The 19,533-nt window shown below is 58.4% G+C and carries 16 protein-coding genes; 9 read left to right on the top strand and 7 right to left on the bottom strand.

Annotated features, from left to right (window positions below):
- Positions 1-14 precede the first annotated feature (14 nt).
- Positions 15-1,139: a polysaccharide biosynthesis/export family protein gene (locus KC8_RS13810; protein WP_010124023.1), complete on the bottom strand. Its 1,125-nt coding sequence runs from the start codon at positions 1,137-1,139 to the stop codon at positions 15-17.
- 405 nt (positions 1,140-1,544) lie between these two features.
- Here KC8_RS13810 and KC8_RS13800 point away from each other — a divergent pair, with 405 nt between their 5' ends.
- From KC8_RS13800 to KC8_RS19890, 5 genes are all read left to right on the top strand, one after another.
- The gene (locus KC8_RS13800) at positions 1,545-3,362 is read left to right on the top strand and encodes a glycosyltransferase family 2 protein (RefSeq protein ID WP_010124022.1); all 1,818 of its coding nucleotides are present in this window, start codon (positions 1,545-1,547) and stop codon (positions 3,360-3,362) included.
- 292 nt (positions 3,363-3,654) lie between these two features.
- The gene (locus KC8_RS13795; RefSeq protein ID WP_010124020.1) at positions 3,655-6,801 is read left to right on the top strand and encodes a glycosyltransferase; all 3,147 of its coding nucleotides are present in this window, start codon (positions 3,655-3,657) and stop codon (positions 6,799-6,801) included.
- Between the two features lie 5 nt (positions 6,802-6,806).
- Positions 6,807-7,763, top strand: a complete 957-nt coding sequence (locus tag KC8_RS13790) for a glycosyltransferase (RefSeq protein ID WP_086495589.1) — start codon at positions 6,807-6,809, stop codon at positions 7,761-7,763.
- Positions 7,760-8,689, top strand: coding sequence for an NAD-dependent epimerase/dehydratase family protein (locus KC8_RS13785; RefSeq protein WP_010124016.1), 930 nt, complete (start codon positions 7,760-7,762; stop codon positions 8,687-8,689). Before KC8_RS13790 ends, KC8_RS13785 begins: the two co-directional genes overlap by 4 nt.
- Positions 8,690-8,811: 122 nt before the next feature.
- Positions 8,812-10,056, top strand: a complete 1,245-nt coding sequence (locus KC8_RS19890) for a sulfotransferase family protein (RefSeq protein ID WP_138956612.1) — start codon at positions 8,812-8,814, stop codon at positions 10,054-10,056.
- 113 nt (positions 10,057-10,169) lie between these two features.
- On the opposite strand, the gene KC8_RS13775 is transcribed toward KC8_RS19890, so the two are convergent.
- The 5 genes from KC8_RS13775 to KC8_RS13755 all read right to left on the bottom strand — a co-directional run bounded on the left by KC8_RS13775 (position 10,170) and on the right by KC8_RS13755 (position 13,437).
- Entirely contained in the window at positions 10,170-11,000 is an 831-nt protein-coding gene (locus KC8_RS13775) for a phytanoyl-CoA dioxygenase family protein (RefSeq protein WP_443026356.1), read from the bottom strand.
- Positions 11,001-11,084: 84 nt separating this feature from the next.
- Positions 11,085-12,256, bottom strand: a protein-coding gene (locus KC8_RS13770) for an IS3 family transposase (protein ID WP_138956794.1) whose coding sequence is annotated in 2 segments (ribosomal slippage) — positions 11,085-11,992 and positions 11,992-12,256 — 1,173 coding nt in all. Because the reading frame shifts where the segments join, the coding sequence is not laid out codon by codon here.
- Between the two features lie 13 nt (positions 12,257-12,269).
- A complete protein-coding gene (locus KC8_RS13765) occupies positions 12,270-12,611 on the bottom strand; it encodes an RNA polymerase sigma factor (protein WP_232455705.1) in 342 nt (113 codons plus the stop codon).
- A gap of 113 nt (positions 12,612-12,724) precedes the next feature.
- Positions 12,725-13,165 carry a periplasmic heavy metal sensor gene (locus tag KC8_RS13760; RefSeq protein WP_029624896.1) on the bottom strand — a complete coding sequence of 147 codons (441 nt, stop codon included), beginning with the start codon at positions 13,163-13,165 and terminating at the stop codon, positions 12,725-12,727.
- Positions 13,165-13,437: a hypothetical protein gene (locus KC8_RS13755; protein WP_029624897.1), complete on the bottom strand. Its 273-nt coding sequence runs from the start codon at positions 13,435-13,437 to the stop codon at positions 13,165-13,167. The genes KC8_RS13760 and KC8_RS13755 overlap by 1 nt, the downstream gene beginning before the upstream one ends.
- Positions 13,438-13,564: 127 nt before the next feature.
- Between KC8_RS13755 and copC the strand changes: the two genes are divergently transcribed.
- From copC to KC8_RS13735, 4 genes are all read left to right on the top strand, one after another.
- Complete coding sequence (gene copC, locus KC8_RS13750; protein ID WP_010128033.1) at positions 13,565-13,948, top strand: copper homeostasis periplasmic binding protein CopC; 384 nt, start codon at positions 13,565-13,567, stop codon at positions 13,946-13,948.
- Between the two features lie 4 nt (positions 13,949-13,952).
- A complete protein-coding gene (copD, locus tag KC8_RS13745) occupies positions 13,953-14,882 on the top strand; it encodes a copper homeostasis membrane protein CopD (RefSeq protein WP_010128034.1) in 930 nt (309 codons plus the stop codon).
- Between the two features lie 71 nt (positions 14,883-14,953).
- Positions 14,954-17,317 carry a heavy metal translocating P-type ATPase gene (locus tag KC8_RS13740; protein ID WP_029624898.1) on the top strand — a complete coding sequence of 788 codons (2,364 nt, stop codon included), beginning with the start codon at positions 14,954-14,956 and terminating at the stop codon, positions 17,315-17,317.
- A 55-nt stretch (positions 17,318-17,372) separates the two neighbouring features.
- Positions 17,373-17,966 carry an adenylate kinase gene (locus KC8_RS13735; RefSeq protein WP_010128037.1) on the top strand — a complete coding sequence of 198 codons (594 nt, stop codon included), beginning with the start codon at positions 17,373-17,375 and terminating at the stop codon, positions 17,964-17,966.
- Positions 17,967-18,102: 136 nt separating this feature from the next.
- On the opposite strand, the gene KC8_RS13730 is transcribed toward KC8_RS13735, so the two are convergent.
- A protein-coding gene (locus tag KC8_RS13730) for an IS3 family transposase (RefSeq protein ID WP_374952959.1) occupies positions 18,103-19,466 on the bottom strand; the annotation gives its coding sequence in 2 pieces (ribosomal slippage) (positions 18,103-19,116 and positions 19,119-19,466; 1,362 coding nt in all).
- Between the last annotated feature and the right edge of the window lie 67 nt (positions 19,467-19,533).

Below are 19,533 nucleotides of genomic sequence, written 5' to 3'. Positions count from 1 at the left end.
TCCAGCATGGCCCGTTAGTTGTTATTGAATGCGTTAGCCGCATTCGTAACTGTAACGATCGGCGCGAACAACTGGCTGATAAGTTGAATCAGCTTGCTGGGCTGGTTAGCACCGGCACTGCCAAAATAGAGCACGTCATTATTATGCAATGCGAATTTCTGCGCGAGAAAATATGTGCTCGTTCGCATCATGTTGAAATGATAAACGACAGGCTTGGCCTCGCCAGCTTCAGTCTTTTCATAACGAAACACAAAAATGGCTCCGGGATCACCATAATTGTTGTTGGGTCCGCCGGCCGCGGCGACGGCTTCGGCCAGCGACATTGTCGACCGGGTGAACGGGATTTGCTGCACCCGCCCCGAAGCGCCGAGGACGGAGAATAGCCAAGGATCTTGCAACAGGGTCAGACGATCGCCGGGATAAGCGAACACGTCTGCCTCAGGATTCTGGAGCACGTCGCTCAGGCGCAATTCGGCCACGCGCGACCCGCGCCTCAAACGCAGGCTCAGATCCTTGGCGCTTCCGCGATAACCGCCCGCGAGCGCGAGCACGTCGGACAACCTTTCCTGGTTGGTTTGCAGGACGAGCCGTCCCGGCTTGTCGACCTCACCACCAATAATGATGGAATTGTTGACGACCTCTTTGAGCGTCACCAGAACCTGCGGGTCCTGGGAAAATCCACGCAGAGAATCCTGAATTATCCCCTGCACCTCAAACAAGGTCTTGCCGACAACATGCAGCTTTCCAGCATAAGGGAGAACAATGTCGCCATTGTCATCGACCCTGCTGGGCGGCAGCGTTTGTGCCTTCACTGACGGATCGAAACCGTCCCCGCCCGCCTCAACGATGCTGGCCCCTCCGAATAGCGGCACGCCGGCTTCATAAATGTAGATTGAAATCACATCGCCGGGACCAACCATATCGCTAGGCGGCGGATCCAGTTCGGGCAACGACCACTGGCCAAGTTTCGGCGCCGGCGGCAGGGCAACCGCATCGTCAACCGTGACGATATCAATGTTCGCACCGCCCTTTACGGCAGCGGCCTCGATCTGCGCCCCCGTAGGTCCGCTCGTCGGAAGAGTGGAGCAGGCGCCCAGGAAACAGGAGGCTGCCAATATCAGTTTTTGTCTGTGGTGCATATCAGATCGCGGGTTTCCTGCCCCTAGAGCTGCCGGAAGCGGGCCTAGCAAGGCATGCCGGTACGGCAATTTCCTCCAGAGCGCAAAAGCACAGGCTTTTCAAGTCAACTGGCGCGCATCCCAAAGCGCCAAGTTTTCCGAATACCGCAAAAGGCAAAGAAATGGGTAGAAGTAGTAAATGCCCGCCCTCCGCCTTGCCGCGCAATTGGATGCCGGCGATCACGCCTCCAATTGGCAGCCCACTCTCGGCAACGACAATGTTGCCGACGCCGCCCGCCACCCCCTTCTTGCCAACCGGCCCCATCCGCGCGAAACGCCGGTGACCGGACGCCCGATACGTTCACGATCTGAGAGGACCGTTTCCCGCACGCTGGCTATTCGGCCGAAAACCTTGGAATTCGAGACATGGCCGTACAGCCGAAAGATTTGATTTTATTGATGATGTGTAGGCCAGATCGCGCCATTGCGATCGCCTACTGGCACCTGACCAGACGACGCCTGCGCGCGCGCTATCGGCTGGCGCAGGCCATCACGGACCTACCCTTTGCCTATCAACGCTGGGTCCGGGACAGCGGCATGGCGGACCTGCAGCAACTGGCCGTCGAAGGCGCTCCCTCATCGTCGGCTCGATCGGAGACAGGCCATGGTACGCGGCCCTTATACGTGCATTTGCACATCGGGCCCGGCACTCCGGAAGCCGACGTGCGCCGCGCCATCACCTCCGTACTTCACCAAGGTTTTCCGGAATGGCGCCTGCTCGTCACGGCGCACGACAATATGGCCCCGCCCCTGCCCAACGACCACAGAATCCGATTTCTCGAGGGACCGGACGAGACGACCGCAGACGGACTCGCAAACGCACTGAAAACCATCAACGCCGAAAGCGGCGGCGGCGACGCGACCCAAGCTTATCTCGTGCCCCTGGCCACGGACTGCATACTCCCCCGATACGCGCTGGCCGCTTATGCGGCGCACATGCCATCGGGCGCCGGACACGATATGCCGATTCTTTATGGCGATCAGGATGAGTTTGGCGACCAGGGCTTCGGCGCGAACCCTTGGTTGAAGCCGCAATGGGATGCGCAAATGTTCCTGTCGCAGGACTATGTCACTGCCGCCTGCGCGCTGCCCGTGGCCGCGAGTGCGGCACGCATGGCGGAGGCAAACCGGCGACCGGAAAGCCCCTTCGAGCTTGTCCTGCGGATGACGGGTGAGGACGACATACCGGCCCATCATGTGCCCCGCATAACAGCCCGGACTCCGTCCGATCACTGGCGCCGTCCCAGCCCAAATCGCATCGCGGCGCTGGCGCGCTGGCTCGCGAGCGAGTCCGGCACGCGTGTCACGGCAGGGCCCCATGGCACAGCCTCAATCCAATGGCGGCTGCCCGAACCACCACCGAAAATTAGCATTATCGTTCCCACCCGCGATCAGGTCGAACTGCTCCGCACCTGCGTGGGCGGCCTGCTCGAAAGAACGAACTACCCCGATTTCGAGATCATTATCGCCGACAATGGCAGCGTCGAGCCCGAAACGCTCCGCTACTTGCGCACGGTTGCCGACGACGAGCGTGTCCGGGTGGTCAACTGGCCCCACGCGTTCAACTATTCCGCGATCAACAATTATGCAGCCGGCTTCGCCAAGGGGCGATTCCTCTGCCTCCTCAACAATGACATCGAAATCATCGCGCCGGACTGGCTATGCGAACTCGTCCGCCATGGCACCCGCCCGGGGGTCGGCGCGACAGGCGCCAGACTGCTCTATCCGGATCGCTCGATCCAGCATGCCGGCGTCGTGATCGGCATGGGCAATGCCGCCGGCCATGCGCACAGAGGCCTGCCGGAAGGCGAGCCGGGCTACTTCGCCCAGGCTCTCATAGCCCGCGGCGCCAGCGCGGTCACCGGCGCCTGCCTTGTCGTGCGCAAAGCCCATTTCGAGGCTGTCGGCGGGCTCGATGAGGAAGGCCTGGCCGTGGCGTATAACGATGTCGACCTATGCCTGAAGCTGGAGCGCGCGGGCCTGCGCAATGTCTATGTACCGTCAGCCGTCCTGATCCATCACGAGAGCAAATCTCGCGGCCTGGATTTCGCACCGGAACATCTCGCGCGCTACATGCGCGAACTCGCCGTCTTCCAGGAACGGTGGGGGAGCCCGGACTATCAGGACCCCTGGCACCACCCTGGGCTCGATCGATCGAGCGAGGTGTATAAGGTGAAACTTTGAATCGCACCCGAATCGCCAGCATCCCCCCATCGCCCGAGAAGAGTGCCCTTATATGAGCAAGTCGACCAATAAGCGCGCGCCAAGCTTCCCGTGCATGACGATCAGCAAGCGTCGCGGCAGCCGCGCGCCCAATTGCGGCCAAGGTTGGTTGCCGGGCCTCCACGCTGCCGGAGTGAGCTAGGATCGCTGCCATACTGGACGTTCGTCGCATGGCCGCGTAACTCAAACCAAACACCCCGGTGATCCCGGGGCTGCACGCTTCAATGAGAAGCGGCGTAAATGATGAAGTTGGATGAAGATGGTATCCGAGACTGATCAACGCGTTCGTGAGCTTGAATTGCTCCTCGTGGCACAGCGTGACGAGCTCCAAGATTCACATAAAATCCTGTGGGAGAAGAACGCGGAATTGACGATCCAAATGGAAAGTCTCCGATCATTATCCGAAAAATCTGTATCCGAAGCCGAAAGCGCGCGCAAAGAGGCTGATTTCCTCTTCAGGCAGCTGGAGCTTAACAATCGAATTTCCCGCCACCTCCACAAATTCCGTACGGAAGAGAGTGAGAAGCGTATAAAATTTCTACGCGGAATCGTAGATGAAATCTTGCAACAGGATCAGAATGACAGCACCCATACCAAGGAAAAAGGCTCTGTCTTTTCCGGAGGTGTCCTGAATCGATTGCTAACGACGACCAATCTTCCTTCGCATCAGAATATCGGAGACATCGATTTCAAAGATGTTCTCGTCGAAATCGATGCACCCAAGGAACTGAAAACCCTCTGCGAACGGAAAACCGTTTGCCCGCACGATTTGCTGACCGATTCCATCCGCGAGGAAGCGGCCGCCGCCGCGCGTGAGGCCGAACCGCGCGTGAGCGTGATCATGCCTACGTACAATCGCGCGACAACGATCGTGCAAGCAATACGTTCAGCGCTCGATCAATCCTTGCCACCGAAAGAGATCATCGTCGCCGACGACGAAAGCACCGACAACACGCTGGAACTGATCCGCGACGCGTTCCCGCAGGAGATCACCGACGCGCGATTGATCTTGCTTGCATGCGAAAAAGGCGGTGTTTGCAAAATGCGCAATGAAGCGCTCCGGCAGGCCAGCGGGAATTTCATCGCCTACCTGGATAGTGACAATGTCTGGCATCGCGACCACCTGTTGTGGGCGATCGCCTGCCTGCACGCCAGGCAAGCCAAAAGCGCCTATACCGGCGCCAATATCCATCACCTCGGGGAGGATTGGTCACGGGTGGATTTTGCGCCTTACGACCGGACCAACCTGCTGCGTCAGAACTTCATAGACCTGAATTGCTTCGTGCATCGTGCCGAACTCTATCGACTGCATGGCGGGTTCGATACCGCACTGACCCGCTTGGTCGACTGGGATTTCATCATCCGCCTCACCCGGGATGAGGCTCCCGTCCAAATTCCCGTTTCCACAGTGGAATATTTTCTCGACAAAGCAGGCTTGGGGAATATCTCATTCACCCAATCGCTTGAGGACAACGCCGCCAAGATTCAGATAAAGCACCGGGAGGAGATGCGGGCGCACAACATCCTGAGCCCCACACATGAAGCGCGGCTGGATGAGGTACAAAAACGCCTCGATGCTTCAGCCGAAGCGCCAATTCGCGAGGCCACCCCCACACCGGTTCCAGCGAGCACAAACGAAGCAGATACAGGGGCTTCCACACCGGTTGAGCAGCATGAGCTTGCCTATTTTGGAGGGCTCGACCTGTTCATAGCCCTCCCCCCCGGCGTAACCGTACCCCAAGGATTGCCCGTCGATTTTATTCGCGCGCGTTGGCTGTCGGTGCAGGCAGACGGACAATGGGCCGAGATTCTGGCAAACGGCACGATCGTTCCCGGCCAGGGCGCCATGCCGGACGGGTCCTACTGGTGCCCCGATCTCCGTCAAACCATGCCGACACCGCATCAACTCGCGACGCTGGTTGCCGCGACCGAACTGACCGAGATCGATGCGGCCATCGCCTCTTATACGCTGGAGGCCGCACCGAAAATCGGGATTGCCTGCTTCCGCAATCAAATCGTCCTGCGGGCGCCCATCGTCGGGGATTTTCTACACGGGCACGGTATCGCTCCTGGCGCGACCTTGAAGGTCCTCCGCATTCCCGAAGGGAACGGCAACGACGCACGCTTGGCCGATCTGTCGGGGTTTCTTGGCGCTGAACTCGTAGAAGGGACCGAAAAGCAATATTTTGGCATCGGGCACGCCCCCAAAGTCGTGGCCCTGCGCAACAGCACACATCGACGGGACGGAGCACCCAAAAGCGAAGGTCGCCCGCGTGTGTTGATCCTGGCCCAAAAGCTGGCCGTGGGCGGCGTTGAACGCAACACCATCGAGGTTGCCCGCGAATTGAGTGCCACGCACGATTGCCTTTACATGACCCTCGAAAAAATCCACCCGGAGCAGGGAAGCCTATGCCATCAGGCGACAGCCGCCTGCGCACATGTGCTCGACCTGGCCGAGATCGCAACGCACCGGCTCTATCCTGCATTGATGGAGATGATCGTTCGCGACTACGCGCCAGACAATCTTTGGATCTGCAACGGATCAATGTGGCTTAGTCAAAATGCCGGTATGATGCGCAACCTCTTCCAGGGCATAGTTGATCAACAGGTCTATGATACCGACGCTGGCTGGATAAACCACTATTCCAAACCAGAGATACAGAGTTTCGATCGATTTATTGCAATAAATAACAAGATACTTGAGAAATTTGTTAGCCATTTTGACATGCCTATGGAGCGGATCGACCTCATTTATTCCGCCATTAACGCGGATCGTTTCAGACGTGCCCGTCAGGCTCGCCTCAATGCGCGTGAGCAGCGGATCAAGTTCGGCCTTCCGATCGACAAGACGCTCTTTACGTTCATGGGGCGCCTCGTCGACCAGAAGCGACCGCTGGATTTCCTTGAAATCGCCCGGATGAATGCCCAGCATACCGATTGGCATTTCGTTCTGGTTGGAAATGGCGTTCTCGCGCCTCAAGTCGAAAACTTCCTGAAAATCCATCCGATGGACAATTTCACCTGGATACAAAATATAGATGACACAACGCAATATTGGCCTGCGGTGGATGCCTATGTCGTAACTTCAGAATATGAAGGATTGCCAATAGCATTGCTCGAAGCCATTTCTCTCGGAGTACCAGTTATTTCGACAGATGTTGGCGACATACGCCACGTCCTCGACCTTTATGACGCGGGCCGCGTTGTACCAAGCATCGGGTTTCCGGAAGATTTCAACGATGCCTTGCAGGAGTTCGCGACAAATATCGTGGCGATGAAGGATTCCCTGTCCGTCCGTGGCGATGAAATCATCGATTTCTTCAGCGCCGAGGCAATCTGCGGTCAATTTTCGGAAAGCTTCCGGAAAGCCCGCACAATTTCGACAGCGAAGGATTGCTGAAGAAAATGCTAATTTCTGTCGTTATGCCCAGTTACAATCATTCGCGATATGTAATGGAAGCAGCCCGTAGCGTCCTTTCTCAAACATATCAGAATCTTGAACTCATTATTATCGATGATGGATCTAGCGATAATTCCGTTGATATCCTGCGTTCGATCGATGACCCCCGATTGCGCCTGGAGGTACAGGAAAACCGCGGCGCTCACGCGGCAATTAACCGTGGCCTGGAAATCGCACAGGGAGATTATCTCGCAATAATCAACTCCGATGACGTTTTTGATCCCCGGCGCCTTGCCGAATGCCTCCGACACATGGACATGGAACAGAGCGACTTTGCCTGCACTTGGATCCGCGTGGTCGATGCGGAAGGCAATGAGAAGGGAATCAAGCAAGCCTGGAAAAATATGCTTCCTTCTTGGGCATCGAAAGAGAAAGAATGCGTTTACTGGGAAGGCGATGATTTCGCACTTAATCTTCTGTCCAGTAATTTTGTGTCAACAACTAGCAATATGATATTCCGACGTAGCGTCTTTGAAAGCATTGGCGGCATGCGAAATTTGCGTTTCTCGCATGATTGGGACTTCATGCTACGCCTCGCGCCAGAATTCACTTGCTCCGTCGTGCCAATACCGTTGATGGATTATCGCCTTCATGGCTCAAATACAATATCATCCAATCGCAAATGGATGCTGTTCGAGGTAATCTGGACACTTGCCGCGAATCTGCACCGGTTTGAAGGCAAGAATCTTTTCGGCGGACAGGCAGACGTCGCTGCACGTGAAGCGCAGATCCGCAACTTTGCCAATTCTGTTCATGTAAACGATCTCAACAAACTGTTCTGGATTGTGTCAGCTTATATCCGTTCCCGCCGCGCGGATGTCGGCGATACAGCAGATACAGAATTGCTTGACGATGCCGCCCTTCGTCAGATTTTCATCGATATGATCGGCGATGACGCATGAAGGGCAACACTGTTCTCATCATTGGGGGGGGCGGATTTCTCGGCACCAATCTCACGACGCGATTGCGAGAATCCGGCATATCGGTAATCAATCTCAGTCGTTCCTGGCTCTTCAAGAGCGACGATCCGGGGGTCCGTTACGTATTCGCGGACACCTTCAATCGCGAGCAGATTGAGGATCTGGTTTCGCAATCGAGTTGCGTTTTCCACATGGCGCATGGATCCGCTCCTTCGACCTCACTGGAAAATATGGAAGAAGATCTGTCCGCCTCGATGCGGCTGACCTTTGCCCTGATCACGGCTTGTGCCCAATATGGCAGCCGATTAATCTATCTCTCCTCGGGCGGGACCATTTACGGCCCGGACGTGATGGTCCCGACCATCGAAAGCGCGCCGACACATCCCATCAGCCCTTATGGCGCAGCCAAGCTGACCGCAGAGCACTATCTTCATATCGGTGAGTTGCATCATGGACTCGATTATCGCGTCTTGCGGATCTCCAACCCTTATGGCCCATGGCAATTCGGCCTGCATCGGCAAGGCGTCATCGGGACGTGGATGCGGAAAATTCTGCGCAACGAAACCATTGAAATATGGGGCGATGGCTCCGTGGTGCGCGACTATGTTTATGTGATCGATGTGATCGATGCCATGCTCGCGACGATCCAGCATCGTGGCAATGTGAAGAGGTTCAATATCGGCTCCGGGCAAGGGCACAGCCTGAAAGAACTCATCGCATATCTAAGGACCACGATAGGCCGGGAATTTCAGGTGAATTATCGCCCGTCAACACCGGTGCATGTCCCCAGAAGCATCCTCAATCCGTCATTGGCCAGGGATGAACTGGGCTGGGCGCCTCGTGTGGAATTGCCGATGGGCCTCGATCTGAGTTGGCAGTGGATGCAGTCTGCCGCAGAATCTGATTGAACATATCAACCCGCCATGTGCTGGACAGGCCTCGAAAAAAATCATCTGGGTCGCCTAGCGGCGGTGCCGATCGGGCGCCTGCCGCGGAAGCTCATAGAACCGCGCGTGACCGAGGCAACGAATTGAAAAGACAGCTGGATTATAGCGCCGGCGGGCAGCCAGCCACCGCCATCTATGCAGTCCCTGAAAACCTCGATATGGCTTCGCAAGCTGAATTACTGGCGCCGGAATATTCGGGGCATATCAAAGGTGAGCATCGCGTGACGACCGGCTTAACAAAACAGACAAGTGCCACGACCGGCGACACGGATGCCACAAAGGTCAATGCTCCCGGTAGCCACAGCGGACCGACGTCCGGCCGAATAGCTGTCCTGGTCGTGGCGATGCACCGATCAGGGACGAGTGCACTTTCACGCATCCTCAATATTGTGGGCTGTGATATCTCTAATAATCTGATGCCGGATAATGAATGGAACGAAAAAGGCTATTGGGAATCAGCAAAAATTTCCGAATTAAACGAAAAAATTCTTAGATGCGGCGGATCAGAATGGGATAACTGGCAACAGTTCAACCAGAACTGGTTTCGCTCACCCGCGGTAGAAGCATATCGAGAGCAAGCGGTGGCCTGCATTGATGCAGAGTTTGGAAATTCGAACCTGTTTGTGATGAAAGATCCGCGTTTTTGCATTTTAATGCCTTTTTGGCGCGACGTCCTGAATTCGATGGGAATCGAGCCGGTTGTCATTCATACGCTTCGTCACCCCCTCGACGTTGCGCACTCGCTCCAGCGCCGGGATGGTTTTCTGATATCCAAGGGTGTCCTCCTGTGGCTTCGTTATATGCTCGAAGGAGAACGCGGGACACGCGGCCTCCGTCGATTCTTCACAACCCACGACGCGATTATGACCAACCCCGCAGATTTTATTGAGAAATCTCAGGATGCGCTCAAGGTTTATTGGCCAAGAAACTCGGAAAAAGTTCAGCGTGAAATTACAAGGTTTCTTTCTGATGACCTCATTCACCACAAAAATGACAAAGATTCACTAAATAAAATAAATTACTCGCAGGACTGGGTTAAAAACACCTATCGCGTTTTGAAAGAATTTTCAGAAAATGGAGAATCCGGCACGGTGTGTAGTACGCTGGATGCGATATATTCGGATTTTAACATCGCAGGATCCGGCCTTGGGTCTCTGATATTAGATAATGACATACGGTTTTTGCAAAATGCAAAGCTGACCAAAGAGCTTTCTGATGCGAAGGCAGCCATTTCCAAGCTTGAGAGTGATGTAGAATCAACAAACAATATACTCAGCCAGACTCTTGAGAGATTGAACAGAGTTATTTCCAATATAGAAAATCAATAACGGCGGTCGGCAACGCCCCGCCGCCCGGCCTTGGGAATCCGCTCATAAGACGAGCTCTCCACCGCAGCTCAACTCAAGGCCCTGGACGGAAAATCACTGAATTCACAGCCGCATTAGCGCCACGAACGCGCTAAGCGCCGCATAAGGCCGGTGAGGGGAATGCGAGCCGGTTCCGATCGGGGCTGGACCTTGTCGATCTCTTCTCCGAGATAGCGGTTGGGCCTCGGCTTGCCGTCATGAATCGCGACAAGGTCGCGCGTCGCCAATTGACCCAGCGCCTCATCGGAAAAGGCGGGCGTGTAGTAGATGCAGTCATCGAAAAAATAGTGCGTCACTTGCGACCAGCGCGTGAGCGTGGTGTCGGCCTGCCTGCTGCCACCGTGCAGTAAATTGGCGCACCAGATGAGCGCCTGCCCCTTGCGAGCGAGGAACGTCTCCTCACGGGCGTTTTTGGCCCGGCACAGTGCTTCCCAGGCGGGGCCATAGGGATCCTGCGCCGAACCAAGGCTCCCGCCGAATCCTCTGCGGCCAATCAGGGAATTACTCATGATCGGCCAACGATGCGAGCCGGCCACATAGAATAACGGCCCTGCTTCTGCCGGGACATCCTCCATGGCCAACCAGACCCCGCACATGAAGCGCTCCGGCAGGCTGGAAAAATGCACCGAATCCGAATGGGCCTTCTGCTGAGTGCCGACCGGAAAATTCAAGGTCTGGAACGGGAAAGCGGGTCGCCCGTAGAGTTTGCCAAGGAGTTCCAGAACCTTCGGGTTGGCGGCAATCGCACGCACGTCCTCGTCGAACGACCACGCGTCCTGAATGCGCCGCGCGCCGCGCGCCTTGTCGCTGCGCGGATCTTCCAGATCGACGTCGAAACGGGGAGCGAGATTGCGCTTCACCCGCTCGATCCGCCCATTGATGTCCGGATCGGGAAAGTCGAACACAGCAAACCCATTATCATGCAGATTGAGGTGGTCCCGCCTTCTTGGACAGTTTGACGGCTGAGTTAAGCTAATCCCGGTTGTCGTTCATGCCGCCATTCTGGTCTTCAGATCATGGGGGGCATGCCCCCCATGATCTGAAGCTCCGATCCGCCAATAGGCCTCTGCCGGGGTTCGCCCGGCCAAGCCCGAGTGCGGTCGCTGGGTGTTGTAATAGGTGATCCACCGCCCGAGACCAGCCTTCAGCTCCGAGCCGGTCTCAAAGGCATGGAGATAGACACATTCGTACTTCAGGGAGCGCCAAAGGCGCTCGATGAACACATTGTCCATCCAGCGACCGCGTCCATCCATGCTGATGCGTACCTCCGCATCCCGCAGCACGCTGGTGAAGGCGAGACTGGTGAACTGGCTGCCCTGGTCGGTGTTGAAGATCTCGGGCCTGCCGAAGCGGGCCAAGGCATCTTCAAGCGCCGCGACGCAGAAGCTGGCATCCATCGTGTTCGACAGCCGCCAGGCCAACACCTTGCGCGTCGCCCAGTCCATGACGGCGACCAGATACAGAAAGCCGCGTCGCATCGGGATGTAGGTCACGTCGGCGCACCAGACATGGTTCGGCCGCTCGATCGCCAGTTTCCGCAGCAGATAAGGATAAACCCGATGCTGCGGGTGGGGATCGCTGGTCCGGGGCCGCTGGTAGATCGGCGACAAGCCCATCTTCGCCATCAGCCGCCGCACCCGACGTCGACCAGCGTCATGCCCATTCCGGCGCAAGTGCCGGACCATCTGGCGGCTGCCGTACCAGGGCATGTCGAGGAACGCCGCATCGATCACCCGCATCAGCGCCAATGTCTCCTCGGTCTCGGGCACCGGCGCGTAATAATAGGACGACCGGCTGATCGACAGCAGACGGCACTGGGCCGCGATTGACAGGCGGTGGTGAGCGGGATCGACCATCGTTCGCCTCCGTGCCACGCTCATCGACCGGAGGCTTTCGCTAAAAAATCTCGCTCGATGACGAGCTGCCCGATCTTGGCATGCAGCTTGTCCAAATCCGCCTCCGTGGCAGCCTTGGCCGTTTCGCCAGCGCCCGAGAAGGTTGCTGCCATGCCCTCGACCGCCTGCCGCTTCCACGCCGCGATCATCGTGTGATGGATGCCATGCTTGGCGGCTAACTCCGCCAGCGTCAGGTCACCCCGGATCGCTTCCAGCGCCACCTTCGCCTTGAAATCCGCGCTGTACCGCTTCCTTGTCGTCTTCATTCCCGTCCGTTCCTCACGTCGGGATTCGCTTAACACCCTGTCCAGGAAACCGGGACCACCTCATAGCGATGGCCCTCATCGTGCGTGCAAGCTCGTGTCTGTCACCAACGACCCGATCCGGGAGGGGGGCGCCGTCGGCGATCTCGGCCGCATCATCGACCGGCAAAACGAAAGTCAGAAGGCTTCGAACGGTCCGGCGTCGGTGCCAGTCTCGGCATTTGTTGATGAGGATGCGCGACAACCAGGGGGCGAATGGTCGGCGTCCGTCGTAGCGGTTCAATGCCGCGAATGCCGCAACAAAGCCGGCTTGAACGATATCAAGCGCTTCGTCGGGGTTTCCGATGTGACTGCTCACCAGGCGGAAGGCCCTGTCCCGGTGGCGGCTCACCAGCTCGCTGTACGCAGTCTGCCGTCCAGCAAGGGCGAGCCCGGCGAGTTCTCCATCCGAGCAGCCGTAAAGATCAACGGTCACCGCTCCTTTGCCGTCAGCGCTTTAACCACCGTCTGATCGAATTTCGCGGCCTGGTCCGGTCGTAGAACGGCACGCATCGCGAAAATATGCTCCAGCGTCTCCTTCTGAAGATCGCCCATAGCTTGATGGGAACGATCGACCGCGGCCGCTACCAAGGGGCCGTAGCCATGCTCGGTCTCGATCGCTTCGGCCAACCGGGCATTGTCGGCGCGGAGTTCCAACTCGAGCGCCTGCCGGCGCACGGCGAAGCTTTTCTCGATAGCCTCCAGTTGAGCATGTTGCTTGCTGTCGAGATCCAATTGGCTGTGGAGCAGCTCGTGAAGCCGGTTTTCCACCGGCCGCTCTGGTGCGACGAAAACCCGTCCGACGACCACACCCGCTATTGCTGCGCCAAAGGTCAACAGGAGGAGGAGGAGGAGCCGGCGATAGTTCCACATCATCGCACGTCCAACAGGGTGGACGGGGCAAGCGCCAACCGGGCATCAAACGGCGATACCGGGTCAGTTTCGCGGGGGTTCAGGGAAACTGCCGATGTCGCTATGCCTATTACCAGCGCTACCGCTGCCGCCATGCCGAACACGGTTCCGCTAAGTCGTGGCGCCGATTGCAAACGTGCCAGGTCTTCCATGATCGCGATATCGATCGCCGCAAGCCGCGCCGGGACGGGGGCATCACGCAGCCGCGCGAGCATCGTGTCTATGTCACTCATTTTTCGTCTCCGTCGTTGTTTACAATACGCACTGGGCTGGCCGCCCCCTCATGGGCCAAGACGCAAATTTTTGAGGGGTCTGCCGCGCCGCTGCGTATCCATGGGTATGCCACATCAGGAGATATAAATGCGTATAGTTCACCCTTTGGCCATCGCAGCCATGGTCGGTAGTTTCGCGTTCGCCGCCCCCGCCATTGCTCACCCAAAGCTTTTGAGCTCGACTCCGGCGGCCAATGCCAGCGTGCCGGGGCCATCAGACGTCACACTTACCTTCAGCGAGAAGCTGATGCCGCGGCTATCCGGGATGGATATTGTGATGACTGGCATGCCCGGGATGCCTAATCACCGCATGAAAGTCACCGGTTTCCGCACCGCGATCAGTGGTGATGGCAAGACCCTTGTAGCAAAGCTTCCAAGGCCATTGGCCGCTGGCGCTTACCAGATCGCCTGGCATGCGGTGTCGGCCGACACACACCGAATTGAGGGCACTGTCACCTTTACGGTGAGATAAGCCCGTGACCGATACCCTGATCGTCGCCGTCCGCTGGGCACTCTATATTGACCTGGGCCTGCTGTTCGGACTGCCACTGTTCGCCTTGTACGCGCTTGGCGGCGATGAGGCCCATGGCCGATACCTTGCCTGGAAGCCAACAGTTTGTTTGTTGGCGCTGGCGGGTGTGGTTATTTCGTTATTTGGCTTCGCTCTGCAGACCGCCGCGATGGCAGGCGCGTCTATATGGCAGATAGATGGCGAAATTGTAGCCATGGTTCTACGAGAAACGCCTTTGGGCTTGGCGTTCCAGGTACGAGGTGCCGCTCTCGCCACCGTTATAATCGGCATCTCCCTGTCTTCCTGGGCGAGCCGACCGGCGCAGTGGATATCGACGCTTGGTGGGGGAGTGGCACTCGCGACACTGGCATGGTCCGGCCACAGCGCTGCCGGGACTGGGAGCGCAGGCTGGTTCCATCTTGGCGCCGGGATCCTGCACCTTCTCGCCGCCGGTGCTTGGCTAGGTGCGATCTTGGCGTTCCTTGTCCTGATATCGGGAAAGAAAGCATCGTCCGATATCACGCGGATCCACTTGGCGCACCGAGCGCTCGAGGGGTTCGCGGTTGTGGGAACGGTCGTTGTTGCCGTCATCGTTGCAACGGGCCTGATTAATTCCTTGTTTCTGGTGGGGCCCGAGCATGTCCTTCAACTCGGCGCCTCGCTCTACGGACAAATACTAATAGCAAAGCTGGCGCTGTTCGCAGCAATGCTCGGGATGGCGACCATCAACCGCTACCGTCTTTCTCCGGCACTGGGGCGCGCATTGGGAAGCGCGGTCGAAGCTCCCACGATCGGGCGCTTACGCAAGAGCCTGCTCATCGAGGGCGGGATCGCGTTGACAATCTTCGCGCTGGTGGGTTGGCTCGGAACTCTCTCACCGCCGGTGGCGGCGTGAGGATGCAAACCCGTGTGATCCTGCCATAGTGATGAAGCCGAGATCGGGCCTGGACCGAAGGAGATGAAACGATGAAAGATTCAGGCGCTTCGGCACACGTTCACGGACATGGTTGCTGCTCTGGCCAGACCGGGCAGGGCACGCACGCAGCGACAAAAGATCCAGTTTGCGGCATGGCGGTCGATCCTCAGAAGACCGAGCATCATGCCGACCATGCCGGCGAGACCTACCATTTTTGCAGCGCTACCTGCCGCACGAAATTTCTCGCTGAGCCGAAGCGGTACCTTGGCTCTTCGCCTCCCCCCATTGATGCTCCTGCGGGAACGATCTGGACCTGCCCGATGCACCCGGAGATCCGTCAGGACCATCCAGGCGCTTGCCCCATATGCGGCATGGGATTGGAGCCTGCCACCGTGACGGCCGATACGGGGCCGAGTCATGAACTTCTCGACATGACGCGCCGCTTCTGGATCGGAATGGTCCTTACGCTCCCTGTGCTGTTACTTGAGATGGGAGCGCACCTCATTCCCGCGCTGCACCGGATAGTGCCGATGTCGGTCTCGGTCTGGGTGCAACTCGCGCTGGCCACTCCAGTCGTCCTGTGGGCAGGGTGGCCCTTCTTTGAACGTGGCTGGGCATCGCTCAGGTCCCGCAACCTCAATATGTTCACGCTGATTGCGATGGGTACCGGCGTGGCATGGTTATACAGCGTCGTGGCCACGCTTGCGCCCCACATCTTCCCACCCGCTTTCCGAAGTGCGGACGGCGTCGTTGCGGTCTATTTTGAAGCCGCTGCCGTGATCACTGTTTTGGTGCTGCTCGGCCAAGTGCTGGAACTGAAAGCCAGGGAACGTACCTCGGGTGCAATCAAGGCTTTGCTGAACTTGGCGCCAAAAACTGCCCGCCGTATCGCGCCAGACGGTACGGACGAAGAGATCAGCCTCGATCTCGTCGCCGTGGGCGACCGCCTGCGTGTGCGTCCTGGCGAGAAGGTGCCGGTCGACGGACTCGTCGACGACGGACGTTCGTCGCTCGACGAGTCCATGGTCACGGGCGAATCCATGCCGGTCACGAAGGCGAAGGATGACAAGGTCATCGGCGGAACGCTCAATCAGACCGGTGCCCTCATTATCGTCGCGGAAAAGGTGGGCCGAGACACGATGCTCGCCCGCATTGTTCAGATGGTGGCTGAAGCGCAGCGCTCTCGTGCACCCATCCAACGAATGGCCGATCGCGTTTCCGGATGGTTTGTTCCCGTTGTGATCCTGATTGCGATACTTGCATTTGTCGGTTGGGCCATGTGGGGTCCTGAACCTCGTTTCGCATACGGCCTCGTCGCAGCTGTCGCCGTCCTCATCATCGCCTGTCCGTGTGCGCTCGGCCTCGCCACACCCATGTCGATCATGGTCGGTGTCGGCCGTGGCGCGGGTGTTGGTGTTCTCATCAAGAATGCCGAAGCGCTTGAGCATATGGAAAAGGTCGATACCCTTGTCGTCGACAAAACCGGCACCTTGACCGAAGGCCGTCCGGCGGTGACCTCAATCGTTCCAGCCGAGGGGTTCCAAGAATCCGAACTTTTGAGGCTCGCCGCCTCTGTTGAACGAGCTTCGGAGCATCCGCTTGCATTGGCTATAGTTGAAGCTGCGCAGGATCGTGGTATCGCCCTGACCGACGTCAGCGCGTTCGACTCTCCGACCGGGCGGGGCGCGCTCGGAACCGTCGAGGGCAGAAAGATCGTTCTCGGGAATGCGCGCTTCCTTGGGGAGGAAGGCATTTCTACCGCACTGTTGGCGGAGACGGCTGATCAGCTTCGAGGCGATGGCGCGACCGCCATATTCATCGGCGTGGACGGCAGGGTCGGCGGCGTATTTGCGATTGCTGATCCTGTAAAGCAGACTACGCCCGATGCGCTCGCCGCGCTAAGGGCTGAGGGGATTCGCGTTGTCATGCTCACGGGCGACAATCGAACCACCGCGGTGGCTGTCGCCAAGCGGCTCGGCATCGACGAAGTCGAAGCCGAAGTCCTGCCAGACGAGAAGAGCGCCGTGGTTGCGCGTCTGAAGCAGGAAGGACGGGTGGTGGCGATGGCCGGCGACGGGGTTAACGACGCGCCTGCCCTTGCCGCCGCTGACGTCGGCATTGCCATGGGATCGGGGACGGACGTTGCTATTGAGAGCGCTGGCGTCACCCTGCTGAAGGGCGACCTTACCGGTATCGTGCGGGCACGGCGCTTGTCGCAGGCGACGATGGCCAACATCCGTCAGAATCTGGTGTTTGCATTCATGTATAACGTCGCCGGTATCCCGGTCGCCGCGGGTGTCCTCTATCCGCTTTTTGGAATTCTGCTTTCTCCCGTCATAGCAGCGGCGGCGATGGCGTTGTCTTCCGTCAGCGTGGTGGCCAACGCTCTCAGGCTTAACCGGCAGGCGCTGTAATAATCGGTGTCTTTCAGACGGCGTCGTCCGCCACTACGAGGGGTAGGAAAAGACAATGAGGCTGATAATGCTCGGACCGCCCGGAGCAGGGAAAGGGACGCAGGCGCAGCGCCTGGTTGAACGCTATTCCATTCCTCAGCTTTCCACAGGTGAGATGCTGCGCGCGGCTGTGGCCAACGGCACGGGAATCGGGCGCGGGGCCAAGGCGATCATGGATCGCGGCGAATTCGTACCGGACGACGTGGTCAGCCACATGGTATCTGATCGGATCGATCAAGAGGATTGCCGCAGGGGGTTCATTCTAGACGGCTTCCCCCGGACGGTCGCGCAGGCGGAGGCCCTGACGGCAATGCTGGACCAAAAAGGCGTCAAGCTTGACGCGGTGATCGAATTGAAGGTCAATCCGGCCACGCTCATCGAGCGAATGGAAAAGCGCGTCGCCGATACGCTGGCCGCTGGAGGTACGGTTCGTAGCGATGACAATCCGGATACCTTCGCTACACGTCTTGACGAGTACCGGCAAAAGACCGCGCCGCTCTTGAACTATTATCGCCGGAGAGGAGAACTCGTGGAGGTCGACGGGATGCAGGGCATGGACATCGTTGCGCGCGACATCGCGAGCGTCCTAGCGAAAGTAGATTCCAATTAGCTGGATAGGGCACCGAAGCATGCCTGTGGTAAGCACGTCATTGAACAGAGCGCAGCCAAGGCTGTCCGTCGTCAGAACATTTGGCGCAGATCGCGGCGTAGATTAGCGGAGTGCGGGCCTCGTCTGGGGATTGATGTTAGGCGGCGAGCTTGCGGTGCTGCAAGCGCCGATGTTCGATGGTCTGTCGCTTGAGCCTTTCGCGCTGCTTGATGATGGCCGGCGCCCTGCCGAAGTAGGCGTCGGCGGGCGTCACGTTGGCCAGGCTCTCATGGTAACGCTGGTGGTTGTAGTGCTCGACGAAGGCCTCGATCTGGGCCTCGAGGTCGCCAGGCAGGAAGTAGTTTTCCAGCAGGATGCGGTTCTTCAGGGTCTGGTGCCAGCGCTCGATTTTGCCCTGGGTCTGGGGATGACACGGGGCTCCGCGTACGTGGCTCATCTTCCGGACTTCGATGTATTCGGCCAGCTCACCGGCGATGTAGCTGGGGCCATTGTCGCTGAGCAGCCGGGGCTTGTGCAGCACCGTGGCGCTGTCGCAGCCGGAAGCTGCCAGGGCGAGGTCCAGCGTGTCGGTCACGTCCTCGGCCCGCATGTTGGTGCACAGCTTCCAGGCGATGATATAGCGCGAGAAGTCGTCGAGCACGGTCGACAGGTACATCCAACCCCACCCGATAATCTTGAAGTAGGTGAAGTCGGTCTGCCACATCTCGTTCGGGCGGGTGGTCTTCGTGTGGAACTGGTCGGCCGCCTTGATCACAACGTAAGCCGGGCTGGTGATCAGGTCGTGGGCCTTGAGCAGCCGGTAAACCGTGGCTTCCGATACGAAGTAGCGCTGCTCGTCGGTGAAGCGCACGGCCAGCTCCCGGGGGCTCAGCTCGGACTGTTCCAGCGCCAGCTCGATGATCTGGTCGTAGATCTTGGCCGGGATGCGGTTCCACACCCGGATCGGCACCGATGGCCGATCTTCCAACGCTTCCGGCCCACCTTCAAGGTAGCGATCATACCAACGATAGAACGTCCGGCGGGGAATGCCGAGCTGGTCCAGCGTGCGCTTGGCCGGCAGGTGCGACTGTTCGACGATCCTGATGATCTCGAGCTTCTCGGATGCGGGATACCTCATTCTTCGCCTTCCCCATCCGCGATCATGCTTTTTTTGAGCAGCCGGTTCTCGAGCGTCAGGTCGGCCACGCATTCCTTCAGGGCCCGGGCTTCGCGGCGCAGATCCTGCACCTCGCCGGTGGTCGCAGCACGAGCGGTGTCGCCGGCCAGGCGTCGCTTGCCGGCTTCCATGAACTCCTTCGACCAGGTGTAGTACAGGCTCTGGGCGATCCCTTCCTTGCGGCACAGCTCGGCAATGCTGTCCTCGCCGCGCAGGCCATCCAGCACGATCCGGATCTTGTCCTCAGCCGAGAAGTGCCGACGGGTCTGCCGCCGGATGCTCTTCACCACCTGCTCCGCAGGGGCCTTCGACGACAATTTTGAATGGGAGGATCTGGGCTTCATCTGCGTTCCTTCGTCACTGCGACGAAGCCCAGATCCTCCTCAAATCACAACCTCAAATCTGTGCCAT

This window comes from Sphingomonas sp. KC8, from assembly GCF_002151445.1.
Lineage (GTDB): Bacteria > Pseudomonadota > Alphaproteobacteria > Sphingomonadales > Sphingomonadaceae > Sphingomonas_E.
The sequence above is the reverse complement of the archived record's forward strand: the minus strand, read 5'-3'. Positions and strand labels throughout refer to the sequence as shown.